Consider the following 20,874-nt stretch of genomic DNA (forward strand, 5'->3'; position numbering starts at 1 on the left):
TAATGGCATATATTTGTACAAAATAACATCCTTGTACAACTTTTTATAAGCTGCTATTCTTGCTTACAGTTTATAAGGGATATTAACAATGAAAATAAAAGTAGGAATTAGCAGTTGCTTGCTGGGTAATGAGGTGCGTTTTGACGGCGGTCATAAGCACTCTCGTCTTTGTACCGATAGTCTCTCTCGCTATTTTGAGTTTGTACCTGAATGCCCTGAAGTGGCCAGCGGCATGTCTATTCCTAGAAAACCCATCCGCCTTATTGGCGAGGTACAGGCGCCTAAGGTGGTGGCTGTTCACGATAATAGCGTAGATTACACCGATCAGCTAAAGACATACAGTGAACATAAAGCGCAACAACTAGATGAATTATGCGGTTATGTATTTATGCAGAAGTCCCCAAGTTGCGGGGTGTTTCGGGTCAAAGTTTATCAAGAAGGTGGTTATCCTGCGGCTGAACCCGGTCGTGGGGTTTATGCTAAAGCCGTTATGCAGGCTAATCCATTATTACCCGTTGAAGAGTCTGGCCGATTAGAAGATGCAGTGCTAAGGGAAAGCTTTATCACGCGGGTTTATGCCTATCACAATTGGCAACAACTCAAGAAACAAGGGTTGAGCCATCACGCTATTCTAGAATTTCATGCGAGTTATAAGTATTGCTTAATGGCACGTACCCCTACGCATTATGTGGAGCTTGGGCAGCTGCTAGCTGATGCGGGCAGGTACGATATTGATGATTTGGCTGAGCGCTATTTTAGTTTGTTAATGGAAAATTTAAGCGTTCTTGCCACCCGTAAAACGCATACCAATGTGTTAATGCACTTACAGGGTTATTTGAAAAAAGTGTTATCCGCTAAAGAGAAACAAGAGCTAGGTAACCTTATTGAACAATACCGTACTCATCAGGTGCCGCTAATTGTGCCCATTACCTTGCTGAAGCATCATTTTAATAACCACCCCGACCCTTACATTGAAAAGCAGGCATATTTGCAACCTTACCCAGACGATTTGAGTTTACGTAATGCCATCTGAAAAAAACTATACGATTGGTCATGTTAGCCAACAAACCGGGGTAGCCTCGGTCACCTTGCGCGCATGGGAGCGGCGTTATGGCTTAATTAAGCCAGAAAGAACAGCGAAGGGCCATCGCGTGTATAACGAAGGCAATATTCAGGATATTCAACACATATTGTCGTGGCTAAACCGTGGTGTAGCGATCAGCAAGGTGGCTACTTTGCTTGCCAGCGGTAAGTCATATGCTGCGGCTGAGCCGGTTGCTGAACAATGGTTGGTCGCGCAAAATGAATTGCTGTCGAGCATCTCAGAGCTTAACAAGCCTGGTGTAAACCAGATGCTGGACCGATTAAACAAATCAGTGCCGTTTATTACACTCTGTGAATACGTCTACCACCCTTTGCAGGCAACATTAGCCCAGCGCTGGCAACGGCAACCACTGGGTTATCAGCTGGAACAACAGCTATGGCAACAAAGTTGGCAACGGCAAACGTTAATAATGACCTTGCGTACAGAAAAACAAAAGCCACAAGGGCATTGCTACCTAGCAAGCCTAGACCTTAATGGGCCATCATTGGGCTATTACTTGCTGCATAGCCTGCTTTTGCAAAGCGGCCTTCGTGTTAATGCCTTTGGTAAAGTTGAGGATTTAGCGGGTTTAACACGCTTACATAATAATGCTGAATGGCCATTAATAGTGTATGCAGATCAACGCCTAGAGCAAACAGCATTTAAGCCGTTAGCTAAACTTGGCGCGTTGTGGAAAGACGATATTATCTGCCTTGGCTTGGCATCGGATATTCACCATGAGCAATTAACTAGCCTGGGTATCGACTTTGTCGGCGGGCAAAGCAGTGATGCTTGGCGATCGGCTGTGATGAAAACTTGGCTAGAAAAAACAAAACGCTAATGTCGGCACAGCATGAATTAGTTTGGTTTCGTAATGATTTGCGCACCATTGATAACCCTGCGCTTTACCATGCTTGCCAATCGACACAGCCGGTTATTGCAATATATATTGCCACACCACAACAATGGCATCAGCATGATGATGCTGCGGTAAAACTGGACTTTTGGCACCGCAATCTCGTTCAACTTGAAAAAGAGTTAGCTGAGCTAAATATTGAATTGCACTTTTTTCAGCATGATAACTACCAGCAAATTCCTGATTTAATCGCCACTATTTGTCAGCAGTGGGCTGTAAATCAAGTGCACGTTAACGCGGAGCTGGCCGTTAACGAAAGTCAAAGAGATGCAAACGTTATTGAACGATGCCAAGACATTGGCGTGGCCTATCAAGAGCATCACGACCAATTGCTGCTTCCACCAGCAAGTATACGGACTAAAACCGGCACGCCGTATAAAGTATTTACAGCGTTTTCAACACAAGCTCGGCAGCGGCTTGCGACCCCGCCTAGCCTCTACCCTGTACCTAATCCTTGCAAAAAAATAAGCGACAACGCAACGAAGAGGTTGAGCGGACAGTGTCAGTTTGCAGACATACACTGGCCAACGGTTTCAAAAAAAATACAAACCTTTTGGCCTGCCGGTCAACAGCAAGCCTTAACTCGATTGACTGAATTTTGTCAGCAGCCTATTCAACACTACAAAACCGATAGGGATACGCCATCGTTAGCTGGCACCAGCCGACTTTCGCCGTATCTAGCCAGTGGAATACTCTCCGCTGCACAATGTTGGCACGCAACCTTGCATTGTGAAATGAGTGATGGCGTACATATTTGGCAAAACGAATTGCTGTGGCGTGAATTTTATAAACACACCCTGATTGATTTTCCGCAAGTGTCTAAACATAAGCCCTTGAAGCTGCAAACAGAGCAGATTGAATGGCGACATGATAAAGAGCAATTAGCGGCATGGCAGAACGGTAAAACGGGAATCCCCATTGTTGATGCAGCCATGCGGCAGCTATTAACAAGGGGGTGGATGCATAACCGTTTGCGGATGATAGTGGCTATGTTTTTAACGAAACATTTATTGATAGACTGGCGCTTAGGTGAGCGTTGGTTTATGCAACATTTAATTGATGGTGATCTGTCGGCAAACAATGGGGGCTGGCAATGGTGTGCCTCAACAGGCTCTGATTCGGTGCCTTACTTTAGAATTTTTAATCCGGTCACTCAATCACAACGGTTTGATCCAAAGGGTGCTTTTATTCGCCATTACCTGCCAGAGCTGGCACACTTATCAGATAAAGACATTCATTTACCCAGCGCCAAGAATAGACCGGAGAATTACCCTAGCCCGATTGTTGATTTAAAGCGGGGTCGCTTAAGAGCGCTGTCTGCTTTTAAAGGTGTATAGTCACTCTATGTTTAGAAAAAAAACCATAGCTTATCTTTTTTTCAGTGTTGTTTTTATCCTGTCCGGATGTGTTGGCATACCAGAGGGGGTAAAACCGGTTGAAAATTTTCAGCTTGAACGGTACTTAGGAACATGGCATGAAATTGCGCGGCTAGACCATTCTTTTGAAAGAGGGCTTAGCAAAGTTACCGCAGACTATAGCTTAAGAGAGGACGGTGGTATTAATGTTGTCAACCGTGGGTTTTCTGCCGAAAAAAGTGCCTGGCAAGAAGCCCAAGGTAAAGCTTATTTTGTGAATGACGCCGATGAAGGGCATTTAAAGGTATCATTTTTTGGCCCCTTCTATGGTTCGTATATTGTTTTTGAGTTGGATACCGTAGGCTATCAATATGCCTTCATATCGGGCCCAGATAAAGACTACTTATGGTTGTTAGCAAGAACGCCTACCGTTAAACCAGAGGTGATAGACCAGTTTATCTCAATGTCAAAATCTATTGGATTCGACACCTCAGCGTTAATTTTCGTTCACCAGTAATTACCTTATATATTTTAAAGAGACCTGACATGAGCCAGCATGATGAACTACCTACCGAGCACCACGACCCTTTAATTTCCATTTTGCATAAGGCAATAAAAGTGGCCATAAAAATACTGGCTGTATTAATGGTGCTGGTTATTTTTTGGGGAGTCGCCGATGTTTTTTATGTGATGTATAAGCAACTGCTAGCGCCTCCTTTCTTGTTGCTTAGCTTGTCAGATATATTTAAGACCTTCGCTGCTTTTTTAGCGGTTTTAATCGCGATAGAAATTTTCCAAAATATTGTGCTTTACTTAAGGACTGATGTATTTCCGCTAAGGTTAGTCGTCGCAACGGCTATGATGGCAATGGCTAGGAAAGTTATCATTATTGACTTTAAGTTTGTCGACCCTATGCATATGTTTGCTCTAGCGAGTATTATTCTGGCTTTAGGTATCACTTACTACTTGCTAGGAAAGAATCATGATGAGACTGTTACATCATGAATGCACTATTACTAGTTGCGCATGGTAGCCGACGCAAACAATCGAATGATGAGGTAGTCCATCTAGCTGAAAAGCTTAAAAAGAACTGCGGTGAACAATACGATATTGTTAAGCCGGCATTTTTGGAGCTAAGCGATATATTGATTCCTGAAGGTATTGAGCAGTGTATTGCAGAGGGTGCAACATCAATTACCGTTTTGCCTTACTTTCTTAATTCTGGTCGGCATGTGGTGGAAGATATACCTAATATTATTAATAGGTGTACAGCTCAGCATGCAAACATCAATATTAGCCTTTCGCCTCACTTAGGCGCTTCTGATTTAATGGTGGATTTATTGATTTCAACCGCGGTTAACTCGACATTAGTGAGCGCTTAAGTGGCCAGCGGTCTTTTTTTAATAAAAGCAACAAACAGCACGGCCCAAAAAACAGCACTTAATAGAGTAAATTCAACCGGCATCTGTATGCTGACAGCGGACAGTTTGCTGGCAGCCCAATATGAAGCTGGGCCAAATAAGCCTCCCAATAAAGCGGCAACCTTTAGCTTACCGCTTAACCAGCGGTAACACTGTTCAAACGTAATAGAAAAAAGCAGCCAAAGCAACACTAACCAAAAAGGTAGAGTCGGGCCATCAGCAGCAAACTGAATAAACTCAAGTTTGGCTAAACTCCAATCTGCCAGGCAACCGCTTATAAACATTAAAAGCTTCGGCAAGGCGTACGATAAATAGTCTTTTTGCTTTGTCTTATATAGGTCGAGCAGCAAATAAAGCAAAACCAAAGCGATTGAGACTAAGTAAAGCAAACTGTCGTGGCATGAAACGAGGACTAGCCAACCAGCCTGAAATAATAAAACTGTTTGCCACAGGTTGATTGTTATGTCTCCAGTGCTACTAACGACATTGGAACCCGCGCCATAGGTTTAACTAAATGCAACTGCGATACACTAATTACCTGTTCTTTAAATCCACCTTCGCAATAACTGAAATAATATTCCCACATCCTAATGAACTCATCACTAAAGCCTTGTGCCTTTACCTCTTGAATATTATTTTTAAACGATTTGTTCCATTCATTTAACGTTCTTGCGTAATGCATACCGAAGTCATCCATATTGGTCATTCGCAAATCACTCGATTTAGTTAGGCTGTGGCTAATCGCGTTAATAGACGGTATACAACTACCAGGAAAAATATAGCGCTTTATAAAGTCGACATCTTTTTTTGCGCTATTAAATCGCTGGTCACTAATAGTAATGGCTTGAATAAGCATCTCACCATCGTCTTTTAAAAGCGCACTACATTTTGAAAAGAAGGTGTCAAAGTATTGATGACCTACCGCTTCGATCATTTCTATTGACACTAACTTATCATACTGCCCTGTCAGCTCACGATAGTCTTGTTTTAATAGCGTAATCTTGTTGCTTAAACCCGCATTGTCAATTTGTTGTTGTGCATAGGCGTACTGTTCTTCAGAAATTGTAGTTGTGGTGACATGGCAGCCATAGTGTTTAGCCGCGTACATCGCAAAACCACCCCAGCCTGTGCCAATTTCAATCACTTGATCTTCTGGCCTTAACTTTAAACGAGTACAAATTCTTTCTAATTTATTGGCCGAGGCTTGCTCCATTGTGTTATCTGGTTGATAAAAAATACCCGATGAATACATCATCGTTGGATCCAGAAATAGCTTAAAGAAATCATTACCGAGGTCGTAGTGCGCAACGATATTACTTTTACTTCCCTTATGCGTGTTCTTGTTTAACCAGTGAAATGCTTTTTTAATGGGGCTTGTAAAGCTCGCCAAACCTGTCTCCATTGAGTCCATAACAGATTGGTTTAACGCAAATAGCTGAATAACCTTGGTTAGATCAGGTGTGCGCCAGTAATCATTTATATAAGATTCGGCAGCCCCTATGCTACCGCCTAAAGCGATATACCAATAAAATTCGTTATTTAAAACGTTTATTTCTACGACTAAATCACTGCTTTTATCACCCATAAAATGGTGTGTTTCCCCACTGTCGGTCAACGTTAGTTGCCCATACTGAAGGTGATTTAGCTGTTTAAATACAGCTTTTTTCAACACCTTGCTAAACAAAGTGCCTCTGCGATGAGAGGCTTTATTTTCTAAGTGTTGTGTTAGTTTTCTTACTGATGCTGATTTGCTCATGTCATCCTCAAATTATCATTGTTAGGTTACTATCGAGTCTATTCATTACTTAGTGTTATGCGTTTTGGGGTGATCATAAAAAGGTGTTTTTCTTAACCATAACTTTAATGATTGCCAGTAAATACCAACTATTACTTGCCACGTCATCAAAGGGAACGTTACGAGAGCAGCGCATAAATTTAACGAATTAATTTCTTTGTGTCTTAATGACAAATTAACATCAAAGAACGTCTCGTCATCCTGCGTGTTTTTCATATAAACAGCTAATTTTTCACTCGGCGTATTAAAACGCCAAAAATAGCGCATACCCATCGGCAAAAATGGCGATACATGAAATGTTTTTTCAAACTCACTTCTAACCACTTTAGAGGGGCTATTGCTTGCGTGGGACGACCTATTATCTAAAACATAACAGTGCCTTTCATTCCACGGCGTGTTATTAATTTGCGCGACTATAAAATCAAGCGTTTCACCATCTTCGTTAAAGCAATAATAAAAAGAAACTGGGTTGAAGCAATATCCAAAATAAGACAGATGTGTCAGTAACCTAATGGGCCCTTTCGGAACAACGCCTAACTGTGCTTTAACTTCATGTTTAACCGCCGTTTTTATACAGCCGTTTTCATCCGCTAAATATTGTTGAGTCTGGAAGCTAGCGACATTTGGTTTATTTAAGGACCAGAGCCAAAATCGATCAAACAACGTCGGTAATTCATCAAGGTCTAAATACAACATAAATATAGTGTATTGAAATTCGTTTTCTTTCGGCTTAAACCGCCGATGTCTCACTCGGCCAGTAAATATTTTACTGTTCACCGAGCACATCTCTATTGAAGTCTTTAAGTGCTTGCAAGGCACTAACAACGCCATCTTCATGAAACCCATATCGCCAATAGGCACCACAATAATAGGTACGATTTTGGCCGTTTAATTCGCTGTGTTTTTGTTGTGCTTTTACACCGTCTACACTAAAAAATGGGTGCGTGTATTGAAGTACTTTAATGATTTTTTTGGGGTCAATTGCTGCGGTATTATTAAGTGTGACATTAAAGGTGTAATCACTTTTAAGTGACTGCAAAATATTCATATTGTAGGTCAATGCGACGCGCTCTTTTTTCTCTTTCAACAAGTGATAATTCCAAGCACCCCAAGCTACTTTACGTTTTGGCAATAAGCTTTCGTCATAATGTAAAACAACTTCATTATTGATGTAAGGAATAGCACCCAACACCTCGTTTTCTAATGGGGTTGGTTCTGCTAAGGAACTTAGCGCTTGGTCACTATGTGAGGCTATAAAAACATAATCGAAACGCTCTTCTTCATAGCCGGTCGCTTTTACAAATACACCACCTGCTGTCCTGCGTACATTTTCAACAGGTGCTGACAAGCGGATCTTGTCTTTATGTCCAGCGATAAGGGGTTTTAAATATTCCGAAGAGCCGCCCTTAATAACAAACCATTCGGGACGAACATCGACCGATAACATGCCATGGTTATGAAAAAACTGCACAAAAAAACGTGCTGGAAAGGCAAACATACTATCGTGGTCGGTTGACCAAATTGCAGCTCCCATAGGTATAATATAGTCATGTATAAACTCCTTACCGTATTGATTATTATATAAATAATCACCTAGCGATATTGAGTCTGTATCGTCTGCTAGCAGGCTAAGGCTTTCTTTATTAAAACGTAATATTTGTTTTATCATCCGATAAAAACGGGGTCTAAATAGATTCCTACGTTGCGCGAATAGAGCATTCAGGTTAGTCCCATTATATTCAAGACCTGTACGCTGATTTTGAACGCTAAAACTCATCTTGCTTGATTGATAGGGCACCTCCAATTCTTTTAATAAGTTAATAAAATTAGGGTAGGTCTTTTTATTAAAGACGATAAACCCCGTATCAATGACTTGCTTCTCACCACCTAGCTCAACCGTGTGTGTATGTGTATGCCCACCGGCATAGTTTTCAGCTTCAAAAACGGTAATATCATGTTTTTTATTTAAGTGGTATGCCGCCAAATTACCTGATATACCTGTACCGACAACAGCAATTTTCATCAGCTTGACTCCGGCACGGTTTTACTTAATATTTTTGCTGCCAAGCCTGCGGGCAGGCACGATACAAATTTCAAGAAATAGGTAAACCGTTTAGGAAAATGGATTTCTGTTGTTTGTTTCATTAACTGTTTAACAATTGTATGTGCGGCTTCATCGGTGCTTACCCTAAATGGCATATCGAAGGTGTTTTTATCGGTTAAGGGTGTTTTAACAAAGCCAGGGCAGATCCAGCTGACCGCTATGTTTTTTGGAGCCAACTCTATTTTTAAGCCTTGAAATAAGTTTCTAATAGCCGCTTTACTCGCTGAATATGCTTGCCCTGAAGGCAGACCTTGCCACCCAACGCTAGAACTCATACCTACCAAATACGCATTTTCAGATTCTTTTAATAGCGGTAAGGCCGCTTCAATTCCCCTTATCATAGTGAAATAGTTGGCCTCTATCATTCGTTCAAACGGGGCTGCTGAGAAATGATAAGCATCAACATATTCAGCCGTCCCTGCATTAAAAATAACGCAGTCTAACCCTCCCGCTGATGCTTTAATGTCAGCCACGATGTTTTTATTAACATCTGCAGATGTTAAATCGCCGGGCAAAATGGTTATTCTTTCCTTGCCGGAAAAGTTTTCGCTTAATTTTTCGGTATTTCTCGCGCTGACAAATACATGAGCACCTTTTTCATGCAGTTGATCAGCTAAGCATCTCCCAATTCCGCTGGAAGCACCCGTCACCCATACTTTTTTACCGTTAAAATCGTAGGCCATTAGAGCCTCCGTTTAATGAGTCTGATGATGTTTCTAATCAGCGGTATTTGCTCGTACAGCATCTGACCAGCATCATAGTAATCTCGGTGATAGCTTATTTGCCCTTCCTCGTTGGTTTTTAAGTGTGTCATACCAGGCACAATATAGGGCTTTCCTCCGTTCATTTTTGAATGGGCCAAGGTCATATCCCAGGTTATGAAATGACTGTTTTTATCCGATGTGACTTCTTCGAAATCAAAAGAAATGGAAGAAACATTGTCATATAAACCTGCAAAATAAACCGTTAAATTATCGATCCCTTCAATTGTATGTAAGGGGTCGATAAAGGTAATATCTGCACTATAAAGGTCTGTTAATAACTCAAGATTATCTTTATTGAGCCGTTGGTAAATTTGAGTAAAGTCTTCAATTATCATCACTATTTCCTTTTAAATTCTTTTTGAACCTCAATCGGAATGGGTTTTAAATCCCAAACTAAGCCGCACCAACTCATTACTTTTAGCAGATAGAATGTCACATCAACTTCCCACCATTGGAAACCTTGCCGAGCGCTTCCTGGGTAAAAGTGATGGTTGTTATGCCAGCCTTCGCCGAGTGTGATAATTGCTAAGAGTGCGTTATTACGGCTGTCATCAGGTGTATCGAAACGTCGGCTACCGAAACAATGTGCCAGTGAATTTATCGTGTAAGTGCCGTGATATAAGGCAACTGTTGATATAAAGAAGCCCCATATAACCATTTGCGCGCCTGTTGTTTCTAGCTGAGGGTAATACGTTTCCATCAGAAAGCCGGCGCAATACAGGGTAACTATTAGTACCAAAGGTGCCGTTATATCGAATCGATCAAGCCACCTAAGTTCCGGGAACTTATTAAAGTCTTTCACCTTATCAGTTTTTGTTTGCAAGTTTTTGGGTGCTAAGAACCAAAGGCAATGACTCCAAATGAAGCCTTGTAACCGCGGTGAGTGTGGGTCACCTTCTTTATCAGAAGCCTGATGGTGAACTCTATGATGTGAGGCCCACCACAATGGGCCTCGTTGCGCCGCACTGGCTCCCATAAATGCAAAAAAGAATTGTATAAAACGTGACGTTTTAAACAATTTATGTGAAAAATATCGGTGGTAAAAACCAGTAATAGCAAACATTCTGACTAGATATAGAATGATTGCGCTCCAAAGAGCTACCCAACTGAACCCGACCCAGACGACAGCGAATACCATTAAATGCATAAAAACGAATGGGGTGACTTGAGCCCAGCCCAATTTATTCGAGTCTTTAGTGGCAACTGAATCCAAACCGGATTGGGTATCGAACCATACAAGCATCGGTTTTAAGCGGTTTAGCAAACGCATTTATAACACTCCAGCCTCAATACAGTTTTCTAGCTTACTTGCATTCTGCTGAAGACTCTCGGTTTTTTGAATAACGATATCAATTCGGCCCAAATTAACACCCCATTTAGTTATTTCTGTAGAGCCCATAAGCGTCGAATCATCAACTAACGTTAACCAATCATCCATTTCGACAATATATTCAGAGTTATCAATGTTAATTTTCAGCTGATACTTCAAATTCAGGCTATCGCCAAATACTTCACCGTTTGCAATACCAATGACATCACCGGCCGTACCGGACCAACCTTCAGCTGTTTTATCAAACACCCAGTTACGTTCTTGGCGTTCTCCATCATCAAATAGAAAAACTTCTTCTAAGATAACTTGATTGGCAGAATGAGAGGCAACAATATCAGCTGCAAATTTTCGATTAATTTGACCATTTCTTGATTTCACTAAGCCTTTTGCGCAGAGGTTTCCTTGAAAAAAAGATTCAAACTTAAAATCAGGTGTTTTATCGCGGTAACGCTCGGCATCTATTGCGCAACCATTGATTAAAAAAACACTAAAGATCAAACACAGTACTTTCATCGACACCTCAAATTTCTGGGACATATTTACTTGTACGTAAAAAATTGCCAATTAGATTAAATTTATTTTTTTGATCCAAAAAAGCATATTTTTCGTAAAACAGTAAATAGGGCAGTGTATCGCTGTTCTATTTATCGATGTTTATAACACTTAGAGTTTAAAAAATATGAATGGGCAGGCGCAAAGACAAATAACCGAAAACTTAGTATATTGGTCAGCTCAGAGCACGCTTCTGCAACCAGTTTATTACTCTATGAACGAGCCCATCATCAGCAAGACGGAACAAGCAAAGCTGTGTAAACAATACATGCAGGCTATTGCCGTTAAGCAAGACAAGAATGCATACAAAAAACTGTATCTTTACTTTGCTCCTAAGGTCAAAACATTCTTCAAGCAACACACTAGTACCAGTGATGCTGAAGAAATGACCCATGAAGTGTTCATGCGTGTTTGGCAAAAAGCCAAAACATACCAAGCAGAAAAAGCAAACGTTTCAACATGGATTTTCACCATCGCTAGGAATTTAAAAATTGATGTACTAAGGCAAAAGAGAATTTCTGAAGTTAGCCTTGATGACTCACACTCTCCGCTGCAAATAGCTGAAGATAACCTTCATAAAGGGCTTGTTAGCACTTCTGAAAAAATACAAGTAAGCAATAATCTCAAGCACTTAAGTGAGGAGCAAAAACGGGTAATATTAAAAGTCTATTACGAAGATAAAAGCCACCAATTGGCAGCTCAGGAGCTGGGTTTAACATTGGGTGTTATTAAATCTAGAATTAGAAGTTCATTGAAGGTTTTGCGCCACCATCTAGGAAATCAAAACGAATGAATAATCATATTGATACTGAATTATTATTAAATTATGTAGAGGGCAGTGTTGAACCTGCTTTGAGTTTGGCCATTGCTCTTCACCAAAAACACTGTCCAACATGTCGACAAAAAATTAAGGGTTTAGAGTCACACTACGGTGAAAACCTTGAATTATCTGAGAGTACTCATAACGAAGGTGCTGGCTTTGAACGTTTAATTACAGATATATCGAAGTTGACAACGGCTGACACTAACAAGGCAGTGCCTCAAGTATCGACAAACCATGATAGAGAAAATAATGGCGGCATCGGTTTTGTTGATGATTATGCCGTTGCTGAAATCAATAGGCCCTTATTAAAACAATTATTAAATTTCAATCAGGATGGTTTTGAATGGCAAAAACTAACACCAAACATTTCAACCGTTGAGCTTGAATTATACGATGCTAGTTTTAAGGTTAATGTATTACGTTTTTCAGCGAAGACTAAAATTCCCAAACACACGCATTTAGGTAAAGAATTTACGTTTGTGATTGAAGGGGACTTTAAAGATCACAAGGGAACACATACCGCTGGTGATTTTATTGCCTGTGATGGTTCTGATGAACACAGCCCTGTCGCTGGTGATACTGGCTGTGTTTGTTTAGCCATAACAGAAGCGCCTATAAAATTTACAGGTATCCTAGGTCCGCTTTTAAATCGGTACGCCAGTTATTAAGTAGCATATTAGAAATACTTTATTTTTAATAAACCGCTTACGACTTTTAGATTTTATGAAGAAAATATTCATCTTACTTTTGTTGCTACATACAGCTAATACAAGTGCTAATAAATTGCATTTAGATGATCTAAACCTTGTCGGTCGTTCAAACTTCAGCGTTTGGTTTTGGGATATTTATGATATTGAGTTAAAAACTCCAAGCGGAACGTACGAAGAAGGAAAAAGGCCGCTATCTCTAGAGCTAACTTACAAAAGAGTCATCTCTAATGTTGAGCTTGTAGATGAAACACTAACCCAATTGAAACGTTTCAATATTAGCGAAGAGCAGAAAAAAAACTGGGCAAAACAATTATTAAAAATATGGCCGAGTGTTAAACCCAACGATACCATTACGGTTTACATTGATAATGAAAAAATCACTTACTTTTATTTTAATGGACAATTTATAGGAAAAATAAATGAAGCTGGTTTTTCAGATACATTTCCTTCCATCTGGCTAAGTCTAAATGGCCCCTACCCTACAATGACAAAAAAATTAATTGGCTCAACTTATTAAAAACAAAACGAGAACAAATTTGAGCTAACCGATTTAACCTTTAGCGATATAAAGCTGTAGCTTCAATTATTAAGACTATACAATCACTTCTTAACGATAAAACCTAAGGGTGCTCTTATGAAACTTGCTATTTTATCCTGTGGACCTAATGCCTACAGCACACGACGTTTAAAAGAAGCGGCCCTTCAAAGAGGGCATGATGTAAAAGTCTTAAACACCCTTAAGTTTGCTATCGATTTACAACAAGGCATCCCCGACCTCTACTACCGGCAAAAAGTTTTAAGTAGCTATGATGCTGTGTTACCGAGAATTGGTGCATCAATTACTTACTATGGCACGGCTGTTGTCCGTCAATTTCAAGAAATGGGCGTTTTTTGTGCTAATACTGCACATGGCATTTCTAACTCGCGAGATAAGTTACGTAGCCTGCAAATCTTAAGTCGTCATCATATTGGTATTCCTAGAACTACCTTTGTCCGAGACCGAAAGGATGTGATTCCTGCGATCGAACGAGTTGGTGGTGCACCTGTCGTTATTAAATTGATTGAAGGCACCCAGGGCATTGGTGTGCTATTGGCTGAATCAATGAAAGCGGCTGAGTCGATTATTGAACTACTACAAAGCCAAAAACAAAATGTGCTCATTCAAAAGTTTGTGGCAGAAAGCAAAGGAAAGGATATTCGCGCTTTTGTCGTTGGCGATCGTGTTGTTGCCGCAATGCGCCGCGTCGCCCAAGGACAAGAATTTCGTAGCAATGTACACCGAGGCGGCATTGCTGAACCGGTAGAACTTGATGAACGGTATAGAGAAACAGCCGTACGAGCAACTCAGATTTTAGGCCTAGAAGTAGCTGGCGTTGATATGTTGGAAGGTAAAAACGGCCCTCAAATAATGGAGGTCAATTCTTCGCCAGGACTTGAAGGTATTGAAACGGCCACCGGTTTAGATATTGCCGGCGCTGTGATTGACTATGTATCTGCTCAAGTTGATTTTCCTGAAATTGATATACGCCAACGGTTAACCATTAGCAAAGGGTATGGCGTCAGTGAAATATATATTCCTGAAGGATCAGAGTTTCTTGGGAAGACCATCCAAGAAGTGATGGATGAAGAAAAAGACATTAACGTGCTCACCTTGTATCGAGGGGCCAAGGCAATCCCTAACCCACGTGCTGCACGCGAACTCGAAGCTGATGATAGGCTATTATGCTTTGGAAAATTAGACTCTTTACGTGGCATGATTCCAAAGAAAACAAAGGCTCGCCGAAGGCCAAAAGTTCAGGATTTACAATCAGATGAATTAAACCAACCTCATGAAGACGACGCAGACCAATAAGCAGATCGGTTTAATCTCTAGCTAATTAATAAAACCGACTGATAAGGTCTCTATTTAAGCTACATACAAGTGGATAATTAAAATGTCAGAACCCTTTATACTTGCAGGTCAAGAAGTCTTACCAGGAACAAACACCATCATTGATGTTCCCCTGCCAGATTTATATACACATTCTTCTTTATCAATGCCGGTACAGGTCATTCGAGGAAAGCAAGAAGGCCCCATTCTCTTTGTTTCTGCGGCCGTGCATGGTGATGAAATTAATGGCGTTGAAATTATTCGTCGACTGGTAAAAAGCAAATCACTCTCACGAATGAAAGGCACGTTGATTACTGTGCCTATTGTTAATGTTTATGGTTTTCTCAACCAAAGCCGTTACTTACCCGACCGCAGAGATTTAAACCGCTGTTTCCCAGGCTCGGTAAAAGGCTCCTTAGCTGCACGCTTAGCTAAATTATTTATGACCGAAGTGGTGCAGCAATGTACACATGGCATTGATTTGCATACAGCAGCCATTCATAGAGACAACTTGCCGCAAATACGCGCCGACTTAAGCAACCAGGTGACCGAACAGATGGCCTTAGCCTTTAATGCGCCTGTGGTGGTTAATTCTGGCCTAATAGAAGGCTCTTTACGGTATGCCTGTAGTACAGAAAAAAACTTACCAATCATTGTTTACGAAGCAGGAGAAGCGCTCCGTTTTGATGAGTTTTCGATTCGTGCGGGTGTTAAAGGCATTCTTGCTGTAATGCAATCAATCGACATGTTGACGGTCCCTAAACGTAAAACCAAAAAGAAAGCCGCAGAACCCTTTGTTGCGCGTTCTACTCTTTGGGTGCGCGCGCCTCAAAGTGGTATTTTTCGGATGACCGTTTCCATGGGCAAGCACGTTTTTGAGGGCGATTTGCTCGGTGCTGTCGCAACACCTTATGGTGAGGACGGCAAAGAAACCGACATTATCTCACCCATTTCAGGCATTATTATTGGCAGAACTAATCTGCCCCTCGTCAGTGAAGGTGAAGCCTTATTTCATATTGCCCGTTTTACACGACCTAAGGATGTTGTCGACAACCTGGAGGCTTTTCAGCTTGACTTAGATCCTGCCAGTGATGAAGCACCCCCTGACGACCTTCCAATCATCTAGTTTTGTACCCCTTTTACCCTTTAATTTGGACTAATAAATGACTTCTAGCAATAATAAAATCATTGTAGGTAGTGAAGAATGGTGTTCCTTCCCTGCCCTAGGCATTCCTGCTATCAAAGCGCGTGTAGACTCAGGTGCTAAAACATCCTCTATTCATGCCTTTAACATTCAAACCTTTAGACGCGAAGGCCTTTTATGGGTTAGCTTTGAAGTACACCCACTACAAAAGGATCGCCGCACTGTGTTGCGCTGTGAACGCCCTGTGGTTGACAAACGTTCCGTCAAAAGCTCGTCTGGAATTTCTGAAACACGCTACGTAATTTCCACCTTAATTAAGGTGGAAAGCGAAACATGGGAAGTAGAACTCACCTTAGCAAACCGTGATTCAATGGGCTATCGTATGTTGTTAGGTCGTGAAGCGATGAAAGGACGAATCTTGGTAGACCCTGAGCTAAGCCTATGCCTCAACGAGCCGTCAAAAGAACAGCTTTACGATTGGTATGGCCAGCCTCAAAAAAACAAAAGTGGGCTAAAAATAGGCTTACTTGCCAGTAACCCCGACCTTTATAGCAACATGCGCCTTATGGAAGCCGCTGAGGAACGTGGCCACGAAATGGTGTTTTTAAACATCAAATATTGCTATATGAAAGTCGATGAACAAGCACCTGAAGTCCATTATCGAGGCGGTAAAATCCTCAATGACTTAGATGCCGTTGTCACACGTATAAGACCTAGCATGACCTTTTATGGCTGCGCCTTGGCTCGCCAATTTGAAAGCATGGGCATTTATACCGTCAATTCATCATCCGCTATTAGCCAATCAAGAGATAAGTTATTTTCGCTTCAACTGATGTTAAAAAGTGGCATTGGTATCCCCACAACAGGTTTTGCACACTCGCCAATGGATACCAGCGACTTGATAGAAATGGTTGGCGGAGCGCCATTGATTGTAAAACTATTAGAAGGCACTCAAGGCCGAGGTGTTGTATTAGCTGAAACTAAAAAAGCCGCCGAAAGTGTTATCAATGCCTTCAAAGCACTACATGCAAACTTGCTAGTTCAAGAGTTTATTAAAGAAGCAGACGGGAAAGATTTACGCTGTTTTGTCATTGATGGCAAAGTAGTTGCCTCAATTCAACGAACTGCTGCTCCTGGCGAATTTAGAGCCAACATTCATCAAGGTGGTAGCGCTTCTGTGGTTAAAATAACACCCGAAGAACGTCGTTTAGCAACGCTTTCGGCAAAAGTATTAGGGCTTAAAGTTGCTGGCGTTGATATTATACGTTCGAGTAAAGGTCCTCTGCTTTTAGAAGTTAATTCATCTCCAGGTTTAGAAGGTATTGAGTCTGCCACCGGTAAAGATATAGCCGGGCATATTATTGCGTCTATTGAAAAGAGGCTTAAGTGGGAAAGACCCGTTAGTTCTAGCGTTTTAGAAACACTTTAACCACCTGCGCGCTATTAACTAAAAAGAGCAAAATTTAGCCATTGCATGCGCTCCCCCTGTCTAACGGTATGCAGAGATTATTTTTATAAACACTCAGAGGTTTTAGCCCCTTACCCCCTCTCTTATAAGACGCCATGAATGGTTTGCTGGTTCAGTTAAGGCCAGCAAACTATCCGCTAAACGCTTGGCCGATAGTCACTATCGCATACCTTTAAAAACCGCTTATTAAAACCATTTTAATTTTTTAAACAACCAGACCTGAGCTAAGATAATTAGCGCCAATATGCCCATAAAGATCCAAAAAGCAGCTTCATTATTTGCCCCTGGTATACCGCCAACATTAATCCCTAACAGCCCAGTCAAGAAACCTAGTGGCAAAAATATAGCCGCAACAACCGAGAGCATATACATATTTTTATTCAGCCGATCAGAAAGACCGGTGACCAGCTCATCTTTAACAATTTGAGCCCTCTCACGAATCGTATCCAAATCTTCAACATACCTTATTACGCGGTCTAATGACTCTTGCAAGCGGCGTTTATGCATTTGCTCCAACCACGACTGATCAGAGACACGAAGGCTTGAAATCACGTCTCTTTGAGGGGCAATATAACGTTTAAACATAATGGCGTCTTTACGAATAGAGGTGATTTCCTGTCGCTCATTTGTGTCAGGGTTTTCCATAACACTTTCTTCAACCTCGTCTAACTTCTCATCTATTTCAGAAAAAATAGGTTCCATTCGCTCAAATAAACCAGCGATTAGCATGGTCACAAAATCGCCACTATTTTTTGGCCCTTTCCCCGCTTTCAGTTTCCCTTGAATATCGATGGCAGCTCTTAGTTTTCGACGCCGTAGGCTGATAATATTATCTTTATCAACCCATAAACGTATCGACACCATATCATTCGGCTCAGCGCCAGGGTTTAAATTTACCCCGCGTAAAATAAGCAACGCGCCATAGTCAAATTCAAGAATTCTAGGTCTTGTTTCATCTGCACATAAGGCATCAACAACTAAGTGATCTAAATGCGGAAACTCTTTTTCAAGCAAACGGCGGCTTTCTGGGTGCTCTGCTTCTAAATGAATCCAAACCTTGGATTCACTACTAATGGTTTGTTGTATCTGTGACTCTTCGAGTAAGGTACTCGAGCCGTCGCCATTCAACTTACAAGCGTAAAGAATATGACTATTTTCCATCAAACACTCCCTCTAATCCAGGTGCTGTACGAATGTGTAAGTCTCTTTGTGGGAAAGAAATTTCCACCCCTGCCTCTTTAAACACTTCCCAAATATCAAAGCGCACTTGGCTTGAAATTGGAAAAATTTCTTGGATATTACTAATAAAGAAACGTATTTCAAATATCAATGCGCTATCTGCAAAGTCCTTAAAAAGAACTGTTGGTTTTGGGGTTTTTAAGACGTCTTTATTTTCCGTAATCATGTCCATTAGAAGATCTCGAACTTGTTGTGGGTCCGAGGAGTATGACACGCCAACATTCACAATCACACGACCTACTCTATCTGCATGCGTCCAATTTTTAACAGACGATGAAATGAGCTCAGCATTTGGCACAATAATCGATGTTCGGTCAAAGGTTTCAACAACTGTGGCACGCACGCTGATTTTCTTTACAATCCCTTCACCTGAATTGGTAATCAGCCAATCCCCTACTTTTATGGGCCGTTCAAACAGCAAAATAAGGCCTGAAACAAAGTTACTCACGATACTTTGCAAACCAAAACCAATGCCAACAGACAGCGCACCGGCTATCAACGCCAAATTCGTTAGATCAAATCCAACCGCTGATATACTCGCCATTAGCGCAATAATCAGCCCAACATAACCTAACACCTGTGTTATTGACTGACGAACACTCGTATCCATGTTCGTTTTAGGCAAAATCTTTTGATCCAAAATACGCTGAATAACACGTGTGATGAACAGCAAGGTTAGAAAGACAAGTAAACCAACCCCAATATTTGAAATTGAGATGGTCATATTGCCAACTTTAAAGCCAAAAAATGCCTGCTTTATCGTCTCTTGAATATATTGCCATTCGGTGCCAAAAATACCGGCAACAAAAGGTAAACAGATAAAGAACAAAATAAGATCCAATGATAGGCATAACCAGAAGTAAATAACCTGCTCTGAGTCTTCCCCTATGTTGTCTTGAGAAAAGCGTTTATCTAAGCGATAAAAGTATGGACGAATAACCGCTCTTATAACGAGAATAGACGCTAATAATGAAAAAATAAGAACAAAACCTTCGAAGATATAACGGCTAAGAGCTGCATAGCCAAATACATTAAATACAATGATGGAGAGGCTAATCGTTAGAAAAACAACAAATATCTTGCGTGGGAAAAAGTAGTCTTTAGTCTCTTTTGGCCCTATCAATACAAACAAAGAAAACAGGCCTAATATAAACGCAAAAGTTAAGCTCACAATATAACTTTGGACAACTGCCAGCTCTATGGGCACCCCGATAATTTTTCCACTTTCAAGAAGCAATGTATCGACAGCAAACAGCAGTGCCACCACACAGATTAAATAACGCAAATGTGAACGAATAAGAGCCGCTTTCAAAAACCGCCCTGTCATCAAATACACAGCGAACAAAAACCCCGTAAGCATTAATACCTTTTGTATTAACAAGTGATTAGCCTCGGTAACAATGCCTTGGCTAATAAATAGTTGATAAATGAAAAGCAGCCCTAGCCCTATCGCTAAAAATGGCAAAACTAACGACGCTGAAACCAATGGAAACACATGTTCCCGCCCAGCATTTTGTAATTTTATAGTTAACCTTTTTTTTGATACTAACGTGGCGAAAAGGAAAACGACCAAAAGAATACAGCCCGATATGACACTCAACGACCGCAGAGTTTTATCGTAAAAAATACCTTTGTAATTTGAAAATTGAGCATAAAAAGGCTCTTCTGCTGTTTTCCATAAAGTAGTATTAAATACTGCCATTTGCCGCTCAAAAAGCCCATCTAAAAATAATGTGCGTCTTAACGAAGTGATTTTTTCTAACAACCGCGATGATTTAGACGTCAGCGCTTCGGCTTGTGTCAGCAAACCTTCAATAATTAACGACTCATTCGTTAACTCAGCGCGCAACTTTTGAATATTATCGGGCTCTGGTGGCACATCTTCATCGGGGGCAGCGCCAAGGTCGGCCAAATCTGCTTGCACGCTATTATTAACCGGTTTAATAACGTCTACCTTATATTGTAATTCTGTTCGCGCTGAGCGAAGCGTTTGACGCAATTCCAACAAACGAGCTTTATCTATCGTATTGTCAGCTAGCTGTTGAGAAATAAGTTCTATCGTCTCTTGTTTTTCTTTAAGCCATAACTTAGTCGCTTCTTGGTTTATCAGTTCCTGCGCAGCAACAGCCGAGCTGTGAACATTAAAAACAACCAAACAAAGATAACTAAAACACCGCAATAACTTCATATTTTATTCCCCACACTATAAACACCCTAGACGCTTCGCATCATATATCGACTGTACAATGCTCACCTAGCATGTGAACATATGTTAAAACTAACCCTTCATTTACCCCAT

The 20,874-nt window shown here is 41.0% G+C and carries 22 protein-coding genes and 2 pseudogenes; 14 read left to right on the top strand and 10 right to left on the bottom strand.

Features of this window, described 5'->3' with window-relative positions; translation table 11 throughout:
* The first annotated feature begins 88 nt into the window (after positions 1 to 88).
* Genes CPC19_RS09355 through CPC19_RS09380 form a run of 6 tightly spaced genes read left to right on the top strand, consistent with a single transcriptional unit; the run spans position 89 to position 4,737 of the window.
* Positions 89 to 1,033 carry a DUF523 and DUF1722 domain-containing protein gene (locus CPC19_RS09355; RefSeq protein WP_016389704.1) on the top strand — a complete coding sequence of 315 codons (945 nt, stop codon included), beginning with the start codon at positions 89 to 91 and terminating at the stop codon, positions 1,031 to 1,033.
* Positions 1,023 to 1,925 (top strand): MerR family transcriptional regulator, encoded by a 903-nt coding sequence (locus tag CPC19_RS09360; RefSeq protein ID WP_016389705.1) that lies wholly within the window; start codon positions 1,023 to 1,025, stop codon positions 1,923 to 1,925. The genes CPC19_RS09355 and CPC19_RS09360 overlap by 11 nt, the downstream gene beginning before the upstream one ends.
* A complete protein-coding gene (gene phrB / locus CPC19_RS09365) occupies positions 1,877 to 3,337 on the top strand; it encodes a deoxyribodipyrimidine photo-lyase (RefSeq protein WP_236610507.1) in 1,461 nt (486 codons plus the stop codon). The genes CPC19_RS09360 and phrB overlap by 49 nt, the downstream gene beginning before the upstream one ends.
* Positions 3,338 to 3,344: 7 nt before the next feature.
* Complete coding sequence (locus CPC19_RS09370; protein ID WP_015005474.1) at positions 3,345 to 3,872, top strand: lipocalin family protein; 528 nt, start codon at positions 3,345 to 3,347, stop codon at positions 3,870 to 3,872.
* A 29-nt stretch (positions 3,873 to 3,901) separates the two neighbouring features.
* Positions 3,902 to 4,360 (top strand): phosphate-starvation-inducible PsiE family protein, encoded by a 459-nt coding sequence (locus CPC19_RS09375; protein WP_015005473.1) that lies wholly within the window; start codon positions 3,902 to 3,904, stop codon positions 4,358 to 4,360.
* Positions 4,357 to 4,737 carry a sirohydrochlorin chelatase gene (locus tag CPC19_RS09380; RefSeq protein ID WP_015005472.1) on the top strand — a complete coding sequence of 127 codons (381 nt, stop codon included), beginning with the start codon at positions 4,357 to 4,359 and terminating at the stop codon, positions 4,735 to 4,737. Before CPC19_RS09375 ends, CPC19_RS09380 begins: the two co-directional genes overlap by 4 nt.
* Here CPC19_RS09380 and CPC19_RS09385 read toward each other — a convergent pair.
* The 8 genes from CPC19_RS09385 to CPC19_RS09420 form a co-directional block, all read right to left on the bottom strand.
* On the bottom strand, positions 4,734 to 5,165 hold the full coding sequence (locus CPC19_RS09385) for a DUF2878 family protein (protein WP_096910751.1): 432 nt from the start codon (positions 5,163 to 5,165) through the stop codon (positions 4,734 to 4,736). The two genes, CPC19_RS09380 and CPC19_RS09385, sit on opposite strands and share 4 nt — an antisense overlap.
* A gap of 71 nt (positions 5,166 to 5,236) precedes the next feature.
* Complete coding sequence (locus CPC19_RS09390) at positions 5,237 to 6,532, bottom strand: cyclopropane-fatty-acyl-phospholipid synthase family protein (protein WP_016389711.1); 1,296 nt, start codon at positions 6,530 to 6,532, stop codon at positions 5,237 to 5,239.
* Between the two features lie 45 nt (positions 6,533 to 6,577).
* Positions 6,578 to 7,348: a DUF1365 domain-containing protein gene (locus tag CPC19_RS09395; protein WP_187290362.1), complete on the bottom strand. Its 771-nt coding sequence runs from the start codon at positions 7,346 to 7,348 to the stop codon at positions 6,578 to 6,580.
* Complete coding sequence (locus CPC19_RS09400; protein WP_016389713.1) at positions 7,338 to 8,594, bottom strand: NAD(P)/FAD-dependent oxidoreductase; 1,257 nt, start codon at positions 8,592 to 8,594, stop codon at positions 7,338 to 7,340. Before CPC19_RS09400 ends, CPC19_RS09395 begins: the two co-directional genes overlap by 11 nt.
* Positions 8,594 to 9,358: an SDR family oxidoreductase gene (locus CPC19_RS09405; protein WP_016389714.1), complete on the bottom strand. Its 765-nt coding sequence runs from the start codon at positions 9,356 to 9,358 to the stop codon at positions 8,594 to 8,596. Before CPC19_RS09405 ends, CPC19_RS09400 begins: the two co-directional genes overlap by 1 nt.
* The gene (locus CPC19_RS09410) at positions 9,358 to 9,774 is read right to left on the bottom strand and encodes a nuclear transport factor 2 family protein (RefSeq protein ID WP_016389715.1); all 417 of its coding nucleotides are present in this window, start codon (positions 9,772 to 9,774) and stop codon (positions 9,358 to 9,360) included. The genes CPC19_RS09405 and CPC19_RS09410 overlap by 1 nt, the downstream gene beginning before the upstream one ends.
* A 2-nt stretch (positions 9,775 to 9,776) precedes the next feature.
* Entirely contained in the window at positions 9,777 to 10,709 is a 933-nt protein-coding gene (locus CPC19_RS09415) for an acyl-CoA desaturase (protein ID WP_016389717.1), read from the bottom strand.
* Entirely contained in the window at positions 10,710 to 11,306 is a 597-nt protein-coding gene (locus CPC19_RS09420) for a DUF3833 domain-containing protein (RefSeq protein ID WP_236610508.1), read from the bottom strand.
* A gap of 142 nt (positions 11,307 to 11,448) precedes the next feature.
* Between CPC19_RS09420 and CPC19_RS09425 the strand changes: the two genes are divergently transcribed.
* The 8 genes and pseudogenes from CPC19_RS09425 (at position 11,449) to rimK (CPC19_RS11965) (ending at position 17,297) form a co-directional block, all read left to right on the top strand.
* The gene (locus tag CPC19_RS09425; RefSeq protein ID WP_016389719.1) at positions 11,449 to 12,114 is read left to right on the top strand and encodes an RNA polymerase sigma factor; all 666 of its coding nucleotides are present in this window, start codon (positions 11,449 to 11,451) and stop codon (positions 12,112 to 12,114) included.
* The gene (locus CPC19_RS09430; RefSeq protein WP_016389720.1) at positions 12,111 to 12,812 is read left to right on the top strand and encodes a ChrR family anti-sigma-E factor; all 702 of its coding nucleotides are present in this window, start codon (positions 12,111 to 12,113) and stop codon (positions 12,810 to 12,812) included. The genes CPC19_RS09425 and CPC19_RS09430 overlap by 4 nt, the downstream gene beginning before the upstream one ends.
* A gap of 55 nt (positions 12,813 to 12,867) precedes the next feature.
* Positions 12,868 to 13,371: a chalcone isomerase family protein gene (locus tag CPC19_RS09435; protein ID WP_015005461.1), complete on the top strand. Its 504-nt coding sequence runs from the start codon at positions 12,868 to 12,870 to the stop codon at positions 13,369 to 13,371.
* Between the two features lie 117 nt (positions 13,372 to 13,488).
* Positions 13,489 to 14,412: pseudogene (rimK, locus tag CPC19_RS09440) on the top strand (30S ribosomal protein S6--L-glutamate ligase); the annotation flags it as partial.
* A 60-nt stretch (positions 14,413 to 14,472) separates the two neighbouring features.
* Positions 14,473 to 14,706 (top strand): hypothetical protein, encoded by a 234-nt coding sequence (locus CPC19_RS11955; protein WP_232228648.1) that lies wholly within the window; start codon positions 14,473 to 14,475, stop codon positions 14,704 to 14,706.
* Positions 14,707 to 14,788: 82 nt separating this feature from the next.
* Positions 14,789 to 15,850 (top strand): succinylglutamate desuccinylase/aspartoacylase family protein, encoded by a 1,062-nt coding sequence (locus tag CPC19_RS09445; RefSeq protein ID WP_016389721.1) that lies wholly within the window; start codon positions 14,789 to 14,791, stop codon positions 15,848 to 15,850.
* A 37-nt stretch (positions 15,851 to 15,887) separates the two neighbouring features.
* A pseudogene (locus CPC19_RS11960) lies at positions 15,888 to 16,247 on the top strand (ATP-dependent zinc protease); the annotation flags it as partial.
* A 177-nt stretch (positions 16,248 to 16,424) separates the two neighbouring features.
* Positions 16,425 to 17,297, top strand: coding sequence for a 30S ribosomal protein S6--L-glutamate ligase (gene rimK / locus CPC19_RS11965; protein ID WP_232228647.1), 873 nt, complete (start codon positions 16,425 to 16,427; stop codon positions 17,295 to 17,297).
* Between the two features lie 225 nt (positions 17,298 to 17,522).
* Here the strand turns inward: rimK (CPC19_RS11965) and CPC19_RS09455 are convergent, their stop codons facing one another.
* Complete coding sequence (locus tag CPC19_RS09455; protein WP_016389722.1) at positions 17,523 to 18,497, bottom strand: zinc transporter ZntB; 975 nt, start codon at positions 18,495 to 18,497, stop codon at positions 17,523 to 17,525.
* Positions 18,487 to 20,763, bottom strand: a complete 2,277-nt coding sequence (locus CPC19_RS09460; protein ID WP_016389724.1) for a mechanosensitive ion channel domain-containing protein — start codon at positions 20,761 to 20,763, stop codon at positions 18,487 to 18,489. Before CPC19_RS09460 ends, CPC19_RS09455 begins: the two co-directional genes overlap by 11 nt.
* Between the last annotated feature and the right edge of the window lie 111 nt (positions 20,764 to 20,874).

It is taken from the genome of Cycloclasticus sp. PY97N (genome assembly GCF_002443175.1).
GTDB classification, from domain to species: Bacteria; Pseudomonadota; Gammaproteobacteria; order Methylococcales; family Cycloclasticaceae; genus Cycloclasticus; species Cycloclasticus pugetii.